We start from the raw sequence: 18,638 nt of genomic DNA on the forward strand, positions 1-18,638 counted from the left end.
GCGCAGGCATTTGCAGACCGGCCCAATCCGTAGTGTACCAAGATTCGTTGCCGGGGCAATCGCAAACAGGACACCCCGCTAGCCCCCGTGATCGCGTCCGGACTACCCGGCGTGTTGACCCAACCAGGCTCGGGTGAATAGGATAGGAAGGCACCGTGGCTCGCAAGTCCGCTAAGTCGTCACCAGAATCAACCCCCAAAACGCCTACTAAACGTGCGTCGTCCGCTGATACCAAGACTGCGAAAGCGGCCAAGGCTGAGACCAAGAGCTCCAAGAGTCCAGCGAAGACTCCCGCCAAAACGACGAAGAAAACCACGACGCCTCAGCGTCGGGCCGCTTCGGAGGGGGGAAGCGGACGTTCGTTGGTGATCGTCGAGAGCCCGAAGAAGGCCAAATCGATCAACAAGTTCTTGGGCACGGCGTATGTGGTCAAAGCCAGTATGGGGCACGTCCGAGATTTGCCCGAGCGCAAGCTGGGCTTGGACGTGGAGCATGGCTACCTCCCCTCGTACGAGATCATGAAGGGGAAGAAAGATACTGTTGGAGAGCTGAAACGCGAGGCTGCCAAGGCCGAGATGGTCTACCTGGCGACTGACCCTGACCGTGAAGGCGAGGCGATTGCCTGGCATTTGCAGCAAGCGCTCGATCTCCCCGACGAACGCGTCCGTCGGGTCATGTTCCATGAGATCACCGAACGTGCCGTCAAGGAGGCCTTTCAGCACGTCGGTCCAATCAACATGGAAATGGTCAATGCGCAGCAGGCGCGACGGTTCCTGGACCGGTTCGTGGGCTACCAGCTCAGCCCGCTTCTCTGGAGCAAGGTGGCTCGCCACCTGAGTGCGGGGCGGGTCCAGTCGGTGGCGGTTCGCCTGATCGCCGACCGCGAAAAAGAGATCCGCGCCTTTGTCTCGGAGGAATACTGGAAGATCACGGCCTCGGTCAGTCCCGAAGGGGCGACGGCCGAGTCAGACCGCTTCGAAGCCTTGTTGACCGAGTGGCAAGGGGCGAAATTCGAGGCGGGGAACGAGACGGATGCCACCGCCATTCGTGATGCCTTGGCGGTCGCTCCGTTCAAGGTCGCCAGCATCGAGGAAGTCGAGAAGCTCGACAAGGCCGACGCCCCGTTCAAGACGAGCACCCTTCAGCAGCAAGGGGCGATCCGCTTGCGGTTCTCCGGCAAGAGGACGATGAAGGTCGCTCAGGAGCTCTACGAAGGTATCGACGTCGGGACCGACGGCCCTGTCGGTCTGATCACGTACATGAGAACGGACAGTCTCAGCGTCTCCAAGGAGGCGATCGAGAATGTCCGTGAACTGATCAAGTCCGACTACGGCGACCGCTATCTGCCGGCAAAGCCTCATCGCTATGCTGCGGGCAAGTCGGCCCAGGAGGCGCACGAAGCGATTCGGCCCACCGACCTCAGCCTAACGCCTGACAAGATTAAAGGCCGGCTCTCGATCGATCAGTTCAAGCTTTATCAATTGATTTACCGCAGATTCGTTGCCAGCCAGATGACTCCGGCCGTCTTCGCGGTGACCAACGTTTCGATCGCCGCAGGCGAGGGATTGTTCAAGTCCCAAGGCAAGATCCTCAAGTTCGACGGTTATCGCCGCGTCCTTTCGCCCGCCGGCAAGCAGGAGGATTCGCTCCTGCCGCCGCTCGCGAGTGGCCAGGCCCTCGATTTGCACTCGCTCGCCCCGACGCAGCACTTCACCCAGCCCCCGCCGCGATTCACCGAAGCGACGCTCATCAAGGCGCTCGAAAAGGAGAATATCGGTCGGCCGAGCACGTACGCACCGATCATCCAGACGATTCAGACGCGTCTGTACGTCGAGCAGAAGGAACGCCGGTTCTTCGCCACCGACCTGGGGATGATTGTCACCGACCTCCTGGTCGAGCATTTCCCCAAGATCATGGACCTGAAGTTCACCGCCAAGATGGAGGATGAGCTCGACGAAATTGCCTCCGCCAAGGAGGAAATGGTCAAGGTTCTCGACGACTTCTACCACCCGTTTCAGGACGCCCTGAAAGTCGCCGAGAAGCAGATGCAGAAGGTGCAGGTTCCGTCCTCGGAAGTCTGCCTCGTCTGCGGCGCTCCGATGGTGGTCAAGTTCAGCAAGACGGGACAATTCCTCGGCTGTTCGAAGTATCCGGAATGCAAGTCGACGCGCCCGATGGATGGCTCCGCCCGTCCGGCGGCAGTTGAGACCGAGCACATCTGCACCAAGTGCGGCAAGCCCTTGATGCTCCGTGAGAGCAAGCGCGGCCAGTTCCTCTCGTGCTCCGGTTATCCCGCCTGCAAGGAGTCGTTCAACCTCAACGATCAAGGGCAGCCAGTCCCCTCGGTTGTGGAAACCGAGCATGTTTGCGAGAAGTGCGGCAAGCCCATGGCCCTGCGACAAGGCTCGCGAGGGAACTTCTTGGGTTGCACGGGCTACCCCAAGTGCCGGAACACGCTTCCGGTCGACGATCAGGGGCAACCCGTTACGCCGGTCAAGGTCGAGGTCAAGTGCGAGAAGTGCGGCGGCCCCATGGGGGTCAAACGAGGGAAGCGAGGCGCGTTCCTTGGCTGCCTGAATTATCCGAAGTGCCGAAGCACGCAACCGGTGCCCGAGGAACTCAAGGAACAGATCGGCGAGGGGCCGGGAGCTGCTTCCTCCGCCGGGAAAGACGACCTGAAGGCCATCGTCTGTGATGAGACCTGCGAGAACTGCGGCGGGGCCATGACCGTCCGTGAAGGGCGGCGAGGCTACTTCCTCGGCTGTGCCAACTTCCCGAAGTGCAAAGGGACGAAGGAACCCGGAGAAGCAACTCTGGAAAAGATCACCGCCGTAACCGGTCGATAGGGCGAATCTAGGGCGCGTCGTTTGCATTGAGAGATTCAGGAGTGGCCCGGCTCGTTTGTGAGTCGGGTCACTCCTTTCGCGTTTCTCTGACGAGGCACTCCGAATGCGGCAACCGAATGTCACGGTCTACGGATCCGCGGCCTGCCCTGATACTCAACGTGCCAGGGACTTCCTCGATGCCCAATCCGTGGCCTACGAGTACAAAGACGTTGATGAATCGCCGGAACTGAATCCCTACCTCGCCGACCTCAATCACGGAACGCGGGTCATTCCGACAATCCGGCTCAACAACATGATCCTGATCAACCCCAGCGAGCAAGAACTCAGTCGTGAACTCAAGAGCGTGACGAGTCTGATCGACAACCAAGGTGGCTCTTGAGCCGCCGCTGGTGAATTTTCCAAAAAAATGGCCGGGTCGGCCGGGGTGAATCCTCAAAGACGGCCGAGCCGGCCGTGCTACTCCCCCGATTCTTCGACAGCCATGGGAGTTGGCCGCGTGAGGCTCAATGCGAGCGCGTAGGCTGTGGCATAGGTCCGGCAGTGGGAAATCGAGATGAGGATGTCGCCGATCCCCTTCTGCAACGCGAGTTCCTTGGCTCCGCCACAGATCAGGACTTGCGGTTGTCCTCCCCCCGTATTGCGGACTTCCAGGTCGGTCCAGGCCAGCCTTCGGCTCCAGCCCGTCCCCATCGCTTTGAGGATGGCTTCTTTGGCCGCCCACCGGCCAGCGAAATGTTCGATCGCATGCTTGCGAGCCTGACAGTAGCGAATCTCGCGCTCGGTGTAGACGCGACGCAGGAATAATTCGCCATGCTGTTCGATCATCTTGCCGATTCGAGGGCATTCGATGATGTCCGTGCCAATGCCCAGGATTTCCATGCCGATTTGTTTTCCTAGGTGAACGTGAACGCGGAGACGAGAGGTCAAACGCCTCCAGTCTAATCCACCGTGAGTTCAGTGGCCAAGACGGTGTCTCGAGTCTGCTCCGGCGAGCGAACCGCACTTTTGCTCAGGGTTCGGTTCTGCGGCCAACGGGGCAATGCAGTCTCCTTGGCATTCCGAAGTCGGCTCGCGACCTCATGGGGCGTGCGCTATACTAACGGAGTGGCGAGGACGCCGATCCTGATCATGCGCTCTCCCTGCTTTTTGATCCTTCTCCCAAGGATGAATTCCTCGATGGATTTGTTTGCCGATCTCACCGAACCTCAGCGCCGTGCGGTCGCTCACATTGATGGGCCGTTGCTGGTCTTGGCCGGCGCGGGATCGGGCAAGACGAGGGTCATCACGCGACGCGTCGCCAATCTGCTCCAGCAAGGGATTGCGGGACGGAATATCCTGGCTCTCACCTTCACGAACAAAGCGGCCGGCGAAATGCGCGAGCGGATCGAGGCGCTTGCGCCCAAATCCGAAGTTTGGGTCGGAACGTTCCATAGCTTGTGCGCCCGGCTCTTGCGAACCTATTCTCCTTTGGTCGGCATCGATCGCGGATTCACAATCTACGATCAGTCCGATCGGCTCCGCGCGGTCAAGCAGACCATGACCCGGCTCGACCTCGACGAGGTCTCCGTTCCCCCCGAACGGATCGACTCCGCGATCAGTCGGGCCAAGAACGACCTGATCACTCCCGAGATCATGGCCAAACGGATCGGGGACCACACCGATGCGATTGTCGCCAAGGTCTATAAAGGCTACCAGGAACGACTCCAAGAGTCGTCGGCCGTCGATTTCGATGACTTGCTCGTCCATCTGGTGACCATCCTGAAGACGAAACCGGACGTTCGCGCTCACCTCGATGCGCGGTTCCGCTACGTTCTGGTCGACGAGTATCAGGATACCAATCTCGCCCAATATGCGATCGTGCGCGCGCTCTCGACCGACATTCCGAACCTCTGTGTTACCGGTGACCCCGACCAATCCATCTATGGCTGGCGGGGCGCGAATCTCAACAACATCCTTGAATTCGAGCAAGACTTCCCAGGTTGCCGGGTCGTTAAACTCGAGCAAAACTATCGAAGTACGAAGAACATCTTACAAGTTGCGGACCACTTGATCCGGTTCAATAGCCGGCGGAAAGCCAAGGCGCTTACGACCGAGAATCCGACCGGTGCGCCGGTCGAGTTGACGGTCTACTCCAACGAGTCGGAAGAAGCGCGCGGAGTCGCGAACAAGATCCTCGGCTTTGTTCGGGACGGTGGATTCACGTTCGGTGATATGGCCGTCTTCTGCCGGGTGACGGCGCTCACCCGAAATTTCGAGATGACCTTTCGCGCCGCGAAGATCCCGTACCAGATCGTGGGCGGAGTCTCCTTTTACGAGCGTCAGGAGGTCAAGGATGTCTTGGCCTACCTCAACCTGCTTGTTAACCCGAAGGACGACGTGTCGTTCACCCGGGTCGTCAACGTCCCTCCTCGCGGCCTCGGGAAGACGTCGCTCGACCACCTCGCGGCGCGGGCCAAAGCTCTCAAGCTTCCCCTCTTGGCGATGGCCCGGCAGGCTTCGGCGGTCCCCGGCTTGAAAGACAAGGCGGCCCGAGGCTTCCGCGACTTCGGCATGCTGATGGATGAGCTCTCGGCCTTGCGCGAACATACGGCCGAGGAAGTCACCCGCAAGCTCCTCGCTCTGACCGGCTATCGCGAGTATCTCGCCGAAGAATCCAAGACGAATGGCGAGGAGCGACTAGCCAACATCGATGAACTTGTCTCTGCGGCCCGCGAGTTCGACCGGGAGCATCCCGGCGCTTCCATCATTGATTTTATGGAGGAAATCAGCCTCTCTTCCGCAGTCGACCGTTGGAAGGATGAGGGGGGGGCTGTCACGCTGATGACCTTGCATGCCGCCAAGGGACTCGAGTTCCCCGTGGTCTTCCTCGTCGGGTTGGAGCAGGGGATTCTCCCTCACTCCCGGGTTCGGGATGACGATCGCGAGCTGGAGGAAGAGCGGCGTCTTCTCTTCGTGGGAATCACACGGGCCGAACGCGAGCTCTACTTGAGTCACTGCCGCGTTCGAGAGTTTCGAGGTCAGCGGCAGGCGACGATTCCCTCGTGCTTTCTGGGGGAATTGCCCGAAGAGCCGATGATCATTCGGGATCTTTCCGAAAATGACACGGCCTCGTCGGCCGTTGGGTGGCGTCGGCCGGAATCGTCGGCACCTTGGGCACCGCGTGGTGCCGGAACCGGTACTGCGCCGCCCTGGACTCCACGGAGTACCGCGCCATTAGCTTCGCCGAAAGGCTTTCGGCTGACGACCGCCGCTGAGCTGGGCGGGGCGGCTGCGGCTCCGACCAACCTTGGGGATTTCCGGCCGGGCGTTTCGGTCCTCCATCCGCAGTATGGCATCGGCCGGATTATCGCGATCGACGGCGCCGGTCCGAACCGGAAGGGGCGGGTGGCCTTCACCGTGGGGGGGGAGAAGACATTTGTCCTCGCCAAGTCGCCATTGCGCCCGGTGACCGGTAAGTAGACCGTGCATTGGGAGACGTCGTTGCAGGTCATCGGGGTGACCGATCCTAACACAGGCACGACATGTCTTCGACTCGGTGCAACGTTTAAGGGTCAAGATGTTTCGACGGTTTCCGTCCCCTTTTTTCTTTTTTTGATTCAAAAAGAAAAGGGGCCTAGCTGAGGAAGAGATTCACCGCAATGCCACGCCTGGGTGTCAACATCGATCATGTCGCGACCCTTCGCCAGGCTCGCGGGGGTAAGGAACCTGATCCGGTCTGGGCGGCCGCCCTTGCCGAGCTTGCCGGCGCGGATGGAATCACGATCCATCTTCGGGAGGATCGTCGGCACATTCAGGACCGTGATCTTCGCCTGCTCCGAGAGACCGTTAACGTTCGACTTAACCTCGAGCTTTCGGTCGACCCCGCCATCATCGCGATTGCGATCGAGACGCGTCCGGACCAGGTCACCCTCGTTCCAGAACGACGCGCCGAACTGACAACCGAGGGGGGCCTTGATGTTGTCGGTCATCGCGATCGCGTTGCCGAAGCCATCAAACGGTGCCTGGACGCCGGGTTGGAGGTCAGCCTGTTCATCGACCCCGATCCTGCCCAGGTCGAGCTCTCCGCTGAGTTGGGAGCCCAGGCGGTCGAGCTGCATACGGGCCGCTATGCGGATGCCGCAACCGATGCCGAGCACGCGCGTGAACTCACCGCTCTGATGAATGCGGGGCGGATCACGGTGGCCCGTGGTCTGAAACTGCATGCCGGGCACGGTCTCAACTATCTGAACGTCGGCCACGTCGCTCGATTGGAGGGAATGACCGAACTGAACATCGGCCATAGCATCATTTCACGGGCCGTTTTTGTCGGGCTCGAGCGCGCAGTTCGAGAAATGAAGGACTGCTTGAGTCGGAGTTAAATTGGCTGATTTGAGTGAGCTGCCTTGGAGATATGGTCTTCCCTATCAGGAAGTCGACTCTTAGAATTGACACGCAGTGTCGTCGTGCGCGGAATATCGAAGGGTGGGGGTTGGGAATGTCATCCAAGGGTCGAATGTTTGCTGGGTGTACCGTGGCGTTGGTCACCCCTTTTCGCAATGGTGAGGTTGATTATCCCCTCCTTCAAGAGTCCGTGGACTGGCACATCGCTCAGGGGGTTCCCGTTCTCAGCCCGGTCGGTACCACGGGCGAATGTCCGACCCTCACTCATGATGAGCATGAGCGGGTCATCGCCACCGTCGTCGAACGCGCGGCAGGCCGTGCCAAGGTACTGCCGGGCACGGGTTCGAATTCCACGGCCGAGGCCGTGCGGCTCACCCGTTTTGCTGCCAAGGCTGGGGCCGACGGGGCGTTGCTTGTCGCTCCTTACTACAACCGCCCGATGCAAGAAGGGCTCTACGCCCATTTTGCTCAGATCGCGGAGAGTGTGGACTTGCCCCTTGTCCTCTACAACGTGCCCGGTCGAACCGGTCGGAATGTAGAGCCTGAGACGATTGAACGGCTTGCCAAGCTTGGGCCGATCGTCGCGGTCAAGGAAGCAAGCGGCTCGCTCGACCAAGTGAGCGAACTCCTCTGTCGGACCGACCTCACGATTCTGTCGGGTGATGATAGTCTCACGTTGCCCATGCTCGCCCTCGGCGCTGAGGGAGTGATCTCGGTGGTGGCGAACCTCGTTCCACGTGACATGTTGGCCTTGATCGCCGCGTTCGAGCAAGGAAATCGGGACGAAGCACGCCGACTCCATTTGAAACTCTTTCCCCTTTGCCGAGATCTTCTCGCCATTGCTGCAAACCCAATCCCCGTCAAAATGGCCCTCGCGATGCTGGGACGCGGTAACGGCGAGTTCCGACTTCCGCTCTGCCCGCCCGTCGAATCGGCGCAACTGGCCATTCGAACGAGCCTAACTCGCTATGGGCTCTTGACCGGTGTTGCATAATTAACTGAACGGTCTCATTGATCGATCAAGCGTGAGTTTCTGGTCCGTGATCCGCGATGTCTCTTGCCGAGCGGTTTGGCCTTCGGATCGTTTCCACTTTTCAGACCGTTTACGAGTCGAGAGTGATCAGACTTCCTTGGTTGACATCGGACGTTCACTTCCCACGCATCCTCCCCCTCTCGGTCGATCTTCGGGCGCACGCAAGCTCGTAGCCTTACGAGATGGATGCACTCCCCGGTTTCGACGGGTTCGTTCTGGTCTCGAGATCAATAGCGAACTTGGCATGGATGTGAAGCATTCATTGATTTCGGAATTTTTTGACACAAATTGAGGTTTTCATGGCACGCAAGGCCGTCAAGCGATCAACTCCTGCAGTGAGTGCACCGGCTGAGACCCAGCAAGAGGTGTCAGAGCCCGCCGTTCGCGAACTTGCCCAGGTTTTCAAGCTGCTCAGTGACGAGACCCGGCTCCGCATTCTCTTCTACCTGGCGCAGAACGGTGAGCTTCACGTCACCGATCTTTGCAACCGGCTCGGCCAGAGCCAGCCTGCCGTGAGCCATCACCTGGCGCTCCTCCGCGTCTCGGGGCTGATCGAGGCGAGGCGTGAAGGCAAGCACAATTACTACAGCGTTCTGACCGAGCACTTCAGCGAGCTGTTGGTCAGCCTGTTCTCGGCCACCGGGGAGATGCCGCGAAAGGTTCGCTTCCACGACTTCACGCTCAATTACTCCGGCGAGTGAGGAGGATCGAGGGCGAGGCTGACTCGGTCCCGGGAAAGCCTTGACTTCGCGTGCGGCTTCGCTCCCGAGGACAAGGGAGTTTTGAAGCGACGAAGCACGACGCTTTTGGGTTCGTTAGGGATGTCCTGGAGCGAATCGGACGAGCTCCAGGGCAACCGGTCGTCGAACCCTTTTCCGAATCGGTTGGGTTCCCTTGGGGATCGCGGGGCCCCGCCCGCATTCTGGTCTCGTCAGGAAGGCTGTGTTTTTGCTCTTCAAAACGGGCAAGCAGCAGGGGAATCCACCTCGCGAGTAGCAGGTGATGAGCAGAGACCTCACAACGGCTCTGCTTCACGGCCCATCGTCTTCGGAAATCGAAGGGTTGGGCTCGCAGGTCTGATGCCTTGGAGCGAGGAACGTCCTGTTCCTCCACGAGGTTCGACTTGACCTCTTGGGCAGTTCGGGGCAGAATGCCGCTCGACATAGAGACCCCGGGTCTAGACGTCGTTGCAGGGTTCCCTGCGCGATCTGGACCAGGCCGGGCTGTCTACCAAGTGGTTCCTTTGACGTCATCAAGGGAGACGCGGTGGATGCTCTCCCTCGGCGTGGACGCCGGGTGTTTTCGACGATCCAGAAGGCCGCGACGGCGGCCAGTCAAAAGGAGTTGAACTGATGGTCGTCTCCTCTCGCGCGGTCGCGGCGGTGAGCCTTGGCTTAATTGGAGTCATGGCTCTGGCCAGCTCTTCACTCGGACAACAACAAGATAGCGCCGTTCGGAAGTCGACGACCCAAAGCCCCGCGGCCACTCCCCCCGCTCCGGCCACATTCGGCTCGATTGATATGACGGCCGTCTTCAAGGGCTACGACAAGGTCAAGGTCAGCGGCGAAGAATTCAAAGCCGCCGTGATGGCCAAGAAAAAAGACCTGATGGGCATCATGCAGCAGATGCAGCAGGAGTCGGAAAGCCTAGCCAAGATGTCGCCTGGGAGCGCCGACGCCAAAAAGATTGAAGACAAGCTCACCCAGCTCAAGGCATCGAACGAGGCGGGTCGCGAACAGGCGGAACGGGAGTTCGCACTTCGCGAAGCCGAGATGCTCGCCACGCTCTACAAAGAGATTCAGACGATGGTCGCTCGGGTCGCCAAGCATCGCGGCATAACTTACGTGCTTCGGGTCTCGAATGATCCGGTGACCGGCTCCGACCCCAACTCGGCGATGCGCGCCATCGAGCGGTCGGTGGTCTATGCCGAGCCGACGAACGACATCACCAAGGATGTGGTTCAGTACTTGAACTCCGAGTACAAGAGCAAGGGGGGCGTTGCTCCCAAAGCCACTTCTGCGATCACACCTGCTCCTGGCAGTGTGAAGCCGGCCGGGAACTAATTTCGCGGTTCTCCTTGAACTTAGCGATTTATGTCTGATTGAGGTTCTTGAAGATCTTGTGAAGTCGACGCCGGGTCAGCACGCCACGTTCGAGCGAATCGTGTCTTGTGTCGCGCTGACCTCCGGTCGAGACCACGGGATTGGCCCTTGACGAGCGGCGTTTCGGGCCGCGGATGGGGCCGATCTGTCTGACGAACCTCAAGGAAGAGGGAGCCGTCGAAGGCAATGGTCACGACGAGGCGACTGCAGAGAACGATTGCTCGTGAAGCCGAAGTCCGCGGTGTCGGCTTCATTCAAGGGGCCGACGTCGCCGTGCGGTTTCGCCCGGCGGAGGCCGACCAGGGCGTGGTCTTCATCCGCACCGACTTGCCGGGTCGGCCGGCGGTGCCCGCCCACATTCGCCACGTCATCCCACGGCAACGGCGGACGACACTTCAGCAGGGCGAAGCCACCGTTGAAATGGTCGAGCATGTCATGGCGGCCCTTTCCGGCCTGCGAATCGACAACTGCTTGGTCGAGATCGATGCGGCGGAGACCCCGGGTTGTGACGGGTCGAGCCAGGCGTTTGTTGAGGCTCTGAACGGAGCCGGCATCGTTGAGCTCGACCGGGAGCGCGAAACCCTGGTGATCGAACGGCCAATCACCGTTCGCGAAGGGAAAGCCATCCTCACGGCGCATCCAGGCACCGACGACGGTCTCGTCCTTTCCTATCATCTCGATTACGGGCGGCAGACACCGATCGGGTCCCAGAGCCTGTTCGTCGACGTCTCCCCGGAGACGTTCCGCGAAGAGCTCGCCCCCAGCCGGACGTTCCTGCTCGAGAGCGAGGCCAAGGCGCTTCGCGCTGCTGGGATCGGCTCGAGGACGACGGAAGCCGACCTTCTGATCTTCGGTCCGGACGGTGTGATCGGCAATCAGCTTCGTTATCGCGATGAGTGCGTCCGGCACAAGATCCTCGATATGGTCGGTGACCTTGCCCTCCTGGACAAGGACCTGAGCGGCCACGTGGTGGCCCACCGATCGGGGCATCAGCTCAACGCCGCCTTGGTTCGGAAGCTTTGGGAAGCGGTCAACTGTAAGACATCGCTCCAGGGCGGGGGGCAGGGCCGGCTCGAAATCAACGACATCATGCGGATTTTGCCGCATCGTTACCCGTTCCTCCTGGTCGATCGCGTGATGGAGCACGATCTGACCCGTCGCGTTGTCGCCTTGAAGAACGTGAGCTGCAACGAACCCTTCTTTCAGGGGCACTGGCCGGGTCGACCGATCATGCCCGGTGTCCTGATCGTGGAGGCCTTGGCTCAGGCCGCAGGCATCATGATCGCGGACTGGGTGGATCCGAGCGAACAGGTTGCTCTCATTATTTCCATAGACAAAGTGAAGTTTCGGAAAGCGGTCATTCCGGGCGACCAACTTCGGCTCGAAGTGACAAATCTTCGGACGAAGAGCCGCTCAGCTTACGTGCAAGGGGTCGCCACGGTCGATAATCAGATTGCGGCTGAGGCCAAGATTCGCTTTGTGATCGTCGACTCGGAACGCCCCGCCTGACCTTTGTGCGGCGGTTTGCAGTTGCAAGTGCCTGGTTCGGCTCTGGTGCCAAGGATGGCGCCTCCGACCCTCAAGGATTTGAGGATAATCGATATCATGGCCACGCTGATCGCCGATACGGCTTGCGTTGATCCCCGAGCCGAGCTCGCCGACGACGTCGAGATCGGTCCCTACTGTGTGCTCGGGCCAGACGTGCGGGTTGGCCGGGGTACCCGACTCATTGCTCATGTCTGCATGCTGGGGGTCACCACGGTCGGGGAGATGAACGTCTTCAGCCCGTTCACCGTGATCGGCGGCGATCCGCAGGATGTCAGCTACAAAGGGTCGCTGACCCGCGTCGAGATTGGCGACCACAACATCATCCGTGAGAGTGTCACGATCAACCGGGCCACCGAAAAGGAAGATGGGGTCACCCGGCTGGGGAGCCACAACTTCCTGATGGCCGGGGCGCACGTCGCTCACGATTGCAAGCTTGGTGATCGCATCACCATTGCCAACGGATCGATGCTCGGTGGTCATGTGCACGTCGAGTCGCACGCCAGTATTTCCGGCGGGGTGGCGGTCCACCACTACTCGACCATCGGCGCCTACAGCTTCGTTGGCGGCCAGTCGCGGATCGTTCACGACGTGCCTCGATTCATGCTGGTCGACGGCAATCCGTCGAAGATCCGCTGCATCAACGTCGTCGGCCTGAAACGGAACGGCGTCAGCTCGGAAGGGATCGACGCCCTCCACGAAGCGCATCGGTTGATCTATCGCGCCAAGATGAGCGCGAAGCATGCGACCGAAATCCTCGAGTCACACGGCCACCTCCTCCCTGAAGTGCGAAGTTTGCTCGATTTCATCCAGGCCCAGCAAGAAGGCAAACACGGCCGGGCCCGCGAACGCTGGAGAAAATCATGACGCGCTCGCGTGTGGCGGTAGTTGGAGTCGGCCATCTGGGGCAGCACCACGCCAGGATCTTGTCAGAGATCCCCGAGGTGGAGCTGGTCGCAGTTGCCGACTCGCGTATCGAACAGGCCCGGAGCGTTGCCGAAAAGACGGGCACCCGCGCCGTGGCCGACTACCGCGAACTCCTCAATGAGGTCGATGCCGTCTCGATTGCCGTCCCCACCTTCATGCATCGTGAAGTGGCCGGAGATTTTCTGGCACGCGGGATCGCCACGTTGGTCGAGAAACCGCTGGCTTCCAACTCGGCCGAGGCCGAAGAACTCGTGGCGCTCGCCCAGGTTCGCCGGACCTTGCTCCAGGTGGGCCACGTCGAGCGATTCAATCCGGCGCTCTCTGCCCTCGACGGCCTGCCGATGCGGCCCAAGTACATCACGGCCGAGCGGCTCTCGACTTACACGTTCCGCTCTACTGACATCGGGGTCGTCCTCGACCTCATGATTCACGATATCGACCTCGTCCTGGCGATGAACCCAGGGCCGGTTCGATCGGTGGTGGCCGTCGGCGTCAGCGTCTTCGGCGGCCATGAAGACGTGGCGAATGCTCGAATCGAGTTCGAGGATGGATGCGTCGCGAACCTGACGGCCAGCCGCGCCAGCTTTCAGGCCATGCGCAAGATGCGCCTGTGGTCAGCGGAAGGCTATGCCATGCTCGACTTCATGACCAAGCAGGGCACCCTCGTTCGCCCTTCCGAACAGCTCAGGCGTGGCCAGCTCGACCTGACCGGCGTGGATCTGACAAACCCGGCCGAAGTCAAGGAGCATCTGTTCGGGACCGTGCTTCGGGTCGACCAGGTCCAGTCCGAAATCCAGGACCAGCTCAAGCTTGAGCTGGAGGATTTCGTCCAGGCAATTCGATCGGGTACCCCCCCGAAAGTGAGCGGCCAGCAAGGTCTCCGAGCGATGCGTCTGGCCAGCGAAATCCTTCGCGCGATCCAGACCCATCAATGGGAAGGCGATTCCGACGGACCGACCGGCCCGCGCCATCTGCCGCAACCGCTCGCCGCTCCGAACAGCCTCTTGAAAGGGCCCTTCTCGTGGCGGTCCAGAACGGGTCGACCGGCCTCGTCCAACACGCCGCAGAGTCAGTAAAGCCTGCGGCGTGTTCATCCCATCAAGCGAGAATCGCCTGAATCAGCTCGCCGTGGACGTCGGTTAGCCGGAAGTCACGGCCCTGATACTTGAAGGTGAGCCGCTTGTGGTCGAGTCCGAGGAGATGGAGAATCGTGGCCTGCAAGTCGTGGACGTGAACCGGGTGCTCGGTGATGTGAAAGCCGAGCTCGTCGGTGGCTCCGAGAGTGATTCCCGGCTTGATCCCACCGCCGGCGAACCACATCGTGAACGCTTGAGGGTGGTGGTCGCGGCCCATGCTGCGACCAAGTGTGGCGTTTGACTCGACCATGGGGGTGCGGCCGAACTCACCCCCCCAGACGACGAGCGTCTCGTCGAGAAGCCCACGCCGCTCGAGATCCACGATCAAGGCAGCGGCCGCCTGGTCGGTCTGGCCGCACTGATTTTTGAGGCCGCCGGCCACGTCGGAATGATGGTCCCACCCCTCGTGGTACAGGTTCACGAACCGGACGCCACGTTCGACCAGCCTTCGCGCCAGCAGGCAATTGTTGGCGAAAGAGGCCTTCCCGGGTTTGGCTCCGTAGAGCTGGATTGTCTCGTCGCTTTCGCCCGTGAGGTCCATCAACTCGGGTGCACTCGTCTGCATCCGATAGGCCATCTCGTAGGCGGCGATCCGGGTGACGATCTCGGGGTCGCCCACGTCGTCGAGCCGCTTCTCGTTGAGATTGCGGATCAGGTCGAGCGAATCGCGCTGGAGCCGGCGGTCGAAGCCGGGCGGGTTCGCGACATTCAAGATCGGGTCACCCGTGGATCGAAACGGCACGCCCTGGTAGGAGCTGGGGAGGAACCCACTGCTCCAGTTGGCGACCCCACCGCTGGTTCCCCCGGCTGAGGAGAGAACGACAAATCCAGGGAGGTCGGCGGCGTCACTGCCGAGGCCGTAGGTGACCCACGACCCCATGCAGGGCCTGCCGGGGAGCGGCGACCCCGTGTTCACGAAGATTTGCGCGGGGGCATGGTTAAACTGATCGGTATGCATCGACTTGATGAAACTGATCCGATCGACCACCTTGGCCAGGTGAGGAAGCATTTCGGAGACTTCTGCCCCCGACTCACCGTGGCGCGCGAACTTGAACCGCGAGGCCATCAGGCTCGCATCCGGCCTGATGAAGGCGTATCGCTGATTCTTGACGATCTCAGCAGGGACCGGTTGACCGTCGTACTTCTGCAACGATGTCTTGTTATCGAAGAGGTCGAGCTGGCTGGGGGCCCCCGCCATGAAAAGGTAGATCACATGCTTCGCTTTGGGGGCGAAGTGTGCCGGCTTGGGGGTGAGTGGATCAGCCGGGAGCGGGGTCGCCGCTCGCGATTGAGACTCGAGGAAAAGCGACGTCAGGGCGATCTTGCCAATCCCGACGCCGCACTCGCGAAAGAAATGCCGACGAGTGGACTCGTGGATCGGGGACGATGGCCGTTCCGGCGTCGGATCGAAAGCGAACGGTTTCATGGTCTTATTCCTTCGAGATCGTCTCGTCGAGATTGAGCAAGGCACGCGCCACGGTCGTCCAGGCCGCCAGTTCGGGGAGGTTCTTGGTGGCGTTTGCCGCCGCCGCGTCCAGGCCGGCCACCTGGGCGGGATCGGCTTCAACGAGGCGGAACCGCTCGCGTTGTTCCTGGAAGTAGCGAGTCAGCATGGCGACCTCTTCCTCGCGAGGAAGTCGAGAGAGGCAGAGGCGGAACGCGTGGCGAGCGCGGGCCTGATCGTCGTCGGGTGCCTCATCGAGCACACGCTGAGCAAGTGAGCGGGCGGCTTCAATGAAGGTCGTGTCGTTGAGCAAGGTAAGCGCCTGGAGCGGCGTGTTTGAACGTTCACGGCGGACGCACGCAGTCTCCGAAGTCGGAGCATCCATGATTGTGAACGAGGCGTAAGGCGCTGTGCGTTTTGTATAAGTGTACAAGCCACGGCGGAACCGGTCGGATCCTTGGCTGGTCTTCCAGGGGACGCTCCCGTAGGCCAGCGCAGTAACCCCTTCGGGTTGGGGCGGGAAGACGCTGGGACCGCCGATCGCCGGGTTGAGCAGGCCGCTGGCCGCCAAGGCGATATCCCGAACCACTTCGGCCTCAACCCGAAAGCGGGGGCCGCGCGCCAACAACTCGTTTTTCGGATCGCGCGCCAGTTGCTCCGGCGAAATCCGCGAGTCCTGACGATAGGTGGCGCTGGTGACGATCAGCCGATGCATGGCCTTCAGGCTCCAACCGCGTTGAATGAACTCGGTGGCCAGCCAGTCGAGTAATTCAGGGTGAGTTGGCTTCTCCCCTCGGGTTCCGAAGTCATCGACAGTGGCCACGATGCCACGACCGAAGTAGGCCTGCCAGACCTGGTTCATGACGACCCGACCCACGAGTGGGTTCTCCTCAGCGACCAGCCAACGAGCCAGGCCCAGGCGATTGCGCGGCTCCTCTTTTTGAAGGGGAGGGAGCACTGCAGGCATGCCGGGCTCAACGGGGTCGGTGATCTTGAGGAACTCGCCTCGTTTGTGGATATGCGTCGTTCGGGCGTGCTCGGGCAACCGCTCCTGCATCACCAAGGTCGTTGGCTGGGGCGGGAGCGAACGGCGGAGAGCGACAATCTGTTCGTTCTGCTTGGCCAACTCCGGCGCGATGCTCAAGTAATAGCTTTTGAGTCTCGATAGTTCCGCCTCGGTCCGTGACGCGGGCGGGCGGAGGAAAATCGCCTCGACGTCGGCTGGTACCTTCGAGGCGCGAATCGGTCCGGGATCCGACGTCGCCGAGATCCGGAATCGGCCGATCGTCATCTGGTGAATGCCTTCTTGGCGCAGAGTCAGAGTGAGCTTGGAGCTGGCTCCGTCGCCGACCTTCTCGCGGAATTCGAAGACGGCCGCGTGCGCCTGCCCGACCCCTCCCTTGACCGTCCAGCCGGTGTCGGGAATGCCGTCCACCGCGAGGCTCGCGGGACGCTCCGGTTCGGAATAGTCTTCGCTCGCGTGCTGGATCGGCACGGGCTGAGCGTGGCCTTCACCCGAAGCAGGTTGGGTGGCGACGAGGAACTCTGTCAGCAGAAAGTCGCCCACCGAGAACAAAGGGGCACGTCCCGGGCCGCCGTTGGGAAGGCTGGGGTCGGGCAGCACCTCCAACCGGAGCGCGGTGATCCCTTGCAGATCGGTCGAGACCTCGACCTCGTATGTGTCACGGTTCGGCTTGTCGCCGCTGGCGAGCACGGAGAGGTCGTCTTGGACGGTGAGGGTCGCGTGGTTCTGCGAGACGAGGCGAGTGGGTCGTAGTGGAGTCCAGTGGACCGGTTGGGTCGCTTTCTCCCATTCCGTCATCCGGCTTTGGAGTGACGGTGAGTCGTTCTTGGTGTCGAGATCCGGCGCATTCGTGTCTGGTTTTGGGGATGGGCTGAGGTCAGATGCGGTGAACTGCGCTTCCAGGCCGGCTTCCATCGCGGCGATCTTTGCGGCAAGTTCTTGGCGCTTGGTGGTGATCTCCGGATCCGTCACGTCGATTTCGGGTTCATCGGCGTTATTGAAGAAGGAGAAGAACTGATAATACTCGCGCTGGGTAATCGGGTCGTACTTGTGCGTATGGCACTGGGCGCATTGAATGGTCAGGCCAAGCCAGACGGCCCCGGTCGTGGCGACTCGATCGACGAGGGAGGTGAAACGGAATTCCTCAACGTCGATTCCCCCTTCTTCGTTGATCATCGTGTTGCGGTGAAACCCGGTGGCCACCTTTTGCGAGAGCGAGGCGTTGGGGAGCAAGTCTCCGGCAATTTGCTCGACCGTGAACTGGTCGAAGGGCATGTCGGCGTTGATCGCGCGGATCACCCAATCGCGGTAGGGCCAAATGGATCGTTCCCGGTCTTTCTCATAGCCGTTCGTATCGGCATACCGGGCGCGGTCCAGCCAGCGCCGACCCCAGCGCTCGCCGTAATGCGGCGACTCGAGCAGGCGCTCCACCAGGCGCTCGTATGCGTCCGTCCGGGTGTCCGCCACGAACGAGTCAACTTCATCGATGGTTGGAGGGAGCCCGATCAGGTCCAGGGAGAGCCGGCGAATCAAGGTTGTTCGTTCGGCTTCGGGGGCGGGGACCATTCCTTCCCGATCCAACCGCGACAGAACGAATCGATCGATGGGGTTCCTGACCCACTCCGGGCGCTTGACGCCGGGCAAATCGGACCGCACAGGGGGGCGAAACGACCAGTGATCGCTCGAAATGGCTTGGGAGCCGGCCGGATCGTCGTCGGGCCATGAGGCCCCTTGATCGATCCAGGCACGGAGCACGCCCACTTGTTCCGGGGTCAAGCGCTCACCGGCGCCTTCGGGAGGCATGACGTCGTTCTCGTCGACCGCAGCCACGAGTTCAATCAGCCGGCTCTCGTCGCTTTTGCCAACCTCGAACGCAGGGCCGCCATCACCGCCGGCGAGCGCCCGCGCCTTTGCGTGAAGGCTCAGGCCCCCCTTCTGCCGCTCAGAGCCGTGGCAGCGGTAGCAGTGCTTGGAAAGGATCGGCCGGACGTCCCGTAGGTAGTCGATCTTTTGGCTTGCCGGGGGAGGCAACGGGGCCGCTTCGGCCGCACAGCCCAACCCGAGGAGGATCGCCAAGGCGACGGTTCGGGAGCCTCGCCACCGCCACGACTGGACGCTCTGCGTTGGACCCATATCTCAAACGACTCCATCAGACGCCGTCGCGAATCCTGCTTTGATTTCTGCGACGCACCTGGCTCTGG

13 protein-coding genes are annotated in these 18,638 nt (G+C 61.2%); 10 read left to right on the plus strand and 3 right to left on the minus strand.

All coding sequences use genetic code 11. The features are described from left to right. The first annotated feature begins 365 nt into the window (after window positions 1-365). Window positions 366-2,846 (plus strand): type I DNA topoisomerase, encoded by a 2,481-nt coding sequence (topA, locus tag SINAC_RS27420; RefSeq protein ID WP_202802876.1) that lies wholly within the window; start codon window positions 366-368, stop codon window positions 2,844-2,846. Between the two features lie 103 nt (window positions 2,847-2,949). Next, the gene (locus tag SINAC_RS27425; RefSeq protein WP_015248824.1) at window positions 2,950-3,225 is read left to right on the plus strand and encodes a glutaredoxin family protein; all 276 of its coding nucleotides are present in this window, start codon (window positions 2,950-2,952) and stop codon (window positions 3,223-3,225) included. A 77-nt stretch (window positions 3,226-3,302) separates the two neighbouring features. On the opposite strand, the gene acpS is transcribed toward SINAC_RS27425, so the two are convergent. Then, window positions 3,303-3,725, minus strand: a complete 423-nt coding sequence (acpS, locus tag SINAC_RS27430) for a holo-ACP synthase (protein WP_015248825.1) — start codon at window positions 3,723-3,725, stop codon at window positions 3,303-3,305. 297 nt (window positions 3,726-4,022) lie between these two features. Here acpS and SINAC_RS27435 point away from each other — a divergent pair, with 297 nt between their 5' ends. The 8 genes from SINAC_RS27435 (at window position 4,023) to SINAC_RS27475 (ending at window position 13,909) form a co-directional block, all read left to right on the plus strand. Then, window positions 4,023-6,305 carry an ATP-dependent helicase gene (locus SINAC_RS27435; RefSeq protein WP_015248826.1) on the plus strand — a complete coding sequence of 761 codons (2,283 nt, stop codon included), beginning with the start codon at window positions 4,023-4,025 and terminating at the stop codon, window positions 6,303-6,305. A 179-nt stretch (window positions 6,306-6,484) separates the two neighbouring features. After that, window positions 6,485-7,204: a pyridoxine 5'-phosphate synthase gene (locus SINAC_RS27440; RefSeq protein WP_015248827.1), complete on the plus strand. Its 720-nt coding sequence runs from the start codon at window positions 6,485-6,487 to the stop codon at window positions 7,202-7,204. 134 nt (window positions 7,205-7,338) lie between these two features. After that, window positions 7,339-8,220, plus strand: coding sequence for a 4-hydroxy-tetrahydrodipicolinate synthase (dapA, locus tag SINAC_RS27445; protein ID WP_015248828.1), 882 nt, complete (start codon window positions 7,339-7,341; stop codon window positions 8,218-8,220). A gap of 338 nt (window positions 8,221-8,558) precedes the next feature. Then, window positions 8,559-8,960 (plus strand): ArsR/SmtB family transcription factor, encoded by a 402-nt coding sequence (locus SINAC_RS27450; protein ID WP_015248829.1) that lies wholly within the window; start codon window positions 8,559-8,561, stop codon window positions 8,958-8,960. A gap of 651 nt (window positions 8,961-9,611) precedes the next feature. Next, entirely contained in the window at window positions 9,612-10,322 is a 711-nt protein-coding gene (locus tag SINAC_RS27455) for an OmpH family outer membrane protein (protein WP_015248830.1), read from the plus strand. Window positions 10,323-10,547: 225 nt separating this feature from the next. Continuing rightward, window positions 10,548-11,870: a UDP-3-O-acyl-N-acetylglucosamine deacetylase gene (gene lpxC / locus SINAC_RS27465; protein ID WP_015248831.1), complete on the plus strand. Its 1,323-nt coding sequence runs from the start codon at window positions 10,548-10,550 to the stop codon at window positions 11,868-11,870. 96 nt (window positions 11,871-11,966) lie between these two features. After that, window positions 11,967-12,773 (plus strand): acyl-ACP--UDP-N-acetylglucosamine O-acyltransferase, encoded by an 807-nt coding sequence (lpxA, locus tag SINAC_RS27470; RefSeq protein WP_015248832.1) that lies wholly within the window; start codon window positions 11,967-11,969, stop codon window positions 12,771-12,773. Continuing rightward, window positions 12,770-13,909 carry a Gfo/Idh/MocA family protein gene (locus SINAC_RS27475; RefSeq protein ID WP_015248833.1) on the plus strand — a complete coding sequence of 380 codons (1,140 nt, stop codon included), beginning with the start codon at window positions 12,770-12,772 and terminating at the stop codon, window positions 13,907-13,909. The genes lpxA and SINAC_RS27475 overlap by 4 nt, the downstream gene beginning before the upstream one ends. Window positions 13,910-13,931: 22 nt before the next feature. Here the strand turns inward: SINAC_RS27475 and SINAC_RS27480 are convergent, their stop codons facing one another. Both SINAC_RS27480 and SINAC_RS27485 read right to left on the minus strand, forming a co-directional pair. After that, window positions 13,932-15,395, minus strand: coding sequence for a DUF1501 domain-containing protein (locus tag SINAC_RS27480; protein ID WP_015248834.1), 1,464 nt, complete (start codon window positions 15,393-15,395; stop codon window positions 13,932-13,934). 4 nt (window positions 15,396-15,399) lie between these two features. Then, window positions 15,400-18,570, minus strand: a complete 3,171-nt coding sequence (locus SINAC_RS27485) for a PSD1 and planctomycete cytochrome C domain-containing protein (RefSeq protein WP_015248835.1) — start codon at window positions 18,568-18,570, stop codon at window positions 15,400-15,402. Between the last annotated feature and the right edge of the window lie 68 nt (window positions 18,571-18,638).

Source organism: Singulisphaera acidiphila DSM 18658 (assembly GCF_000242455.2).
In the GTDB taxonomy this organism is placed as follows: domain Bacteria; phylum Planctomycetota; class Planctomycetia; order Isosphaerales; family Isosphaeraceae; genus Singulisphaera; species Singulisphaera acidiphila.

Coding starts and splice junctions, on each gene's coding strand:
- SINAC_RS27425 (WP_015248824.1), top strand. CDS start 2,950: ATGCGGCAACCGAATGTCACGGTCTACGGATCCGCGGCCTGCCCTGAT.
- acpS (WP_015248825.1), bottom strand. CDS start 3,725: ATGGAAATCCTGGGCATTGGCACGGACATCATCGAATGCCCTCGAATC.
- SINAC_RS27435 (WP_015248826.1), top strand. CDS start 4,023: ATGGATTTGTTTGCCGATCTCACCGAACCTCAGCGCCGTGCGGTCGCT.
- SINAC_RS27440 (WP_015248827.1), top strand. CDS start 6,485: ATGCCACGCCTGGGTGTCAACATCGATCATGTCGCGACCCTTCGCCAG.
- dapA (WP_015248828.1), top strand. CDS start 7,339: ATGTTTGCTGGGTGTACCGTGGCGTTGGTCACCCCTTTTCGCAATGGT.
- SINAC_RS27450 (WP_015248829.1), top strand. CDS start 8,559: ATGGCACGCAAGGCCGTCAAGCGATCAACTCCTGCAGTGAGTGCACCG.
- SINAC_RS27455 (WP_015248830.1), top strand. CDS start 9,612: ATGGTCGTCTCCTCTCGCGCGGTCGCGGCGGTGAGCCTTGGCTTAATT.
- lpxC (WP_015248831.1), top strand. CDS start 10,548: ATGGTCACGACGAGGCGACTGCAGAGAACGATTGCTCGTGAAGCCGAA.
- lpxA (WP_015248832.1), top strand. CDS start 11,967: ATGGCCACGCTGATCGCCGATACGGCTTGCGTTGATCCCCGAGCCGAG.
- SINAC_RS27475 (WP_015248833.1), top strand. CDS start 12,770: ATGACGCGCTCGCGTGTGGCGGTAGTTGGAGTCGGCCATCTGGGGCAG.
- SINAC_RS27480 (WP_015248834.1), bottom strand. CDS start 15,395: ATGAAACCGTTCGCTTTCGATCCGACGCCGGAACGGCCATCGTCCCCG.
- SINAC_RS27485 (WP_015248835.1), bottom strand. CDS start 18,570: ATGGGTCCAACGCAGAGCGTCCAGTCGTGGCGGTGGCGAGGCTCCCGA.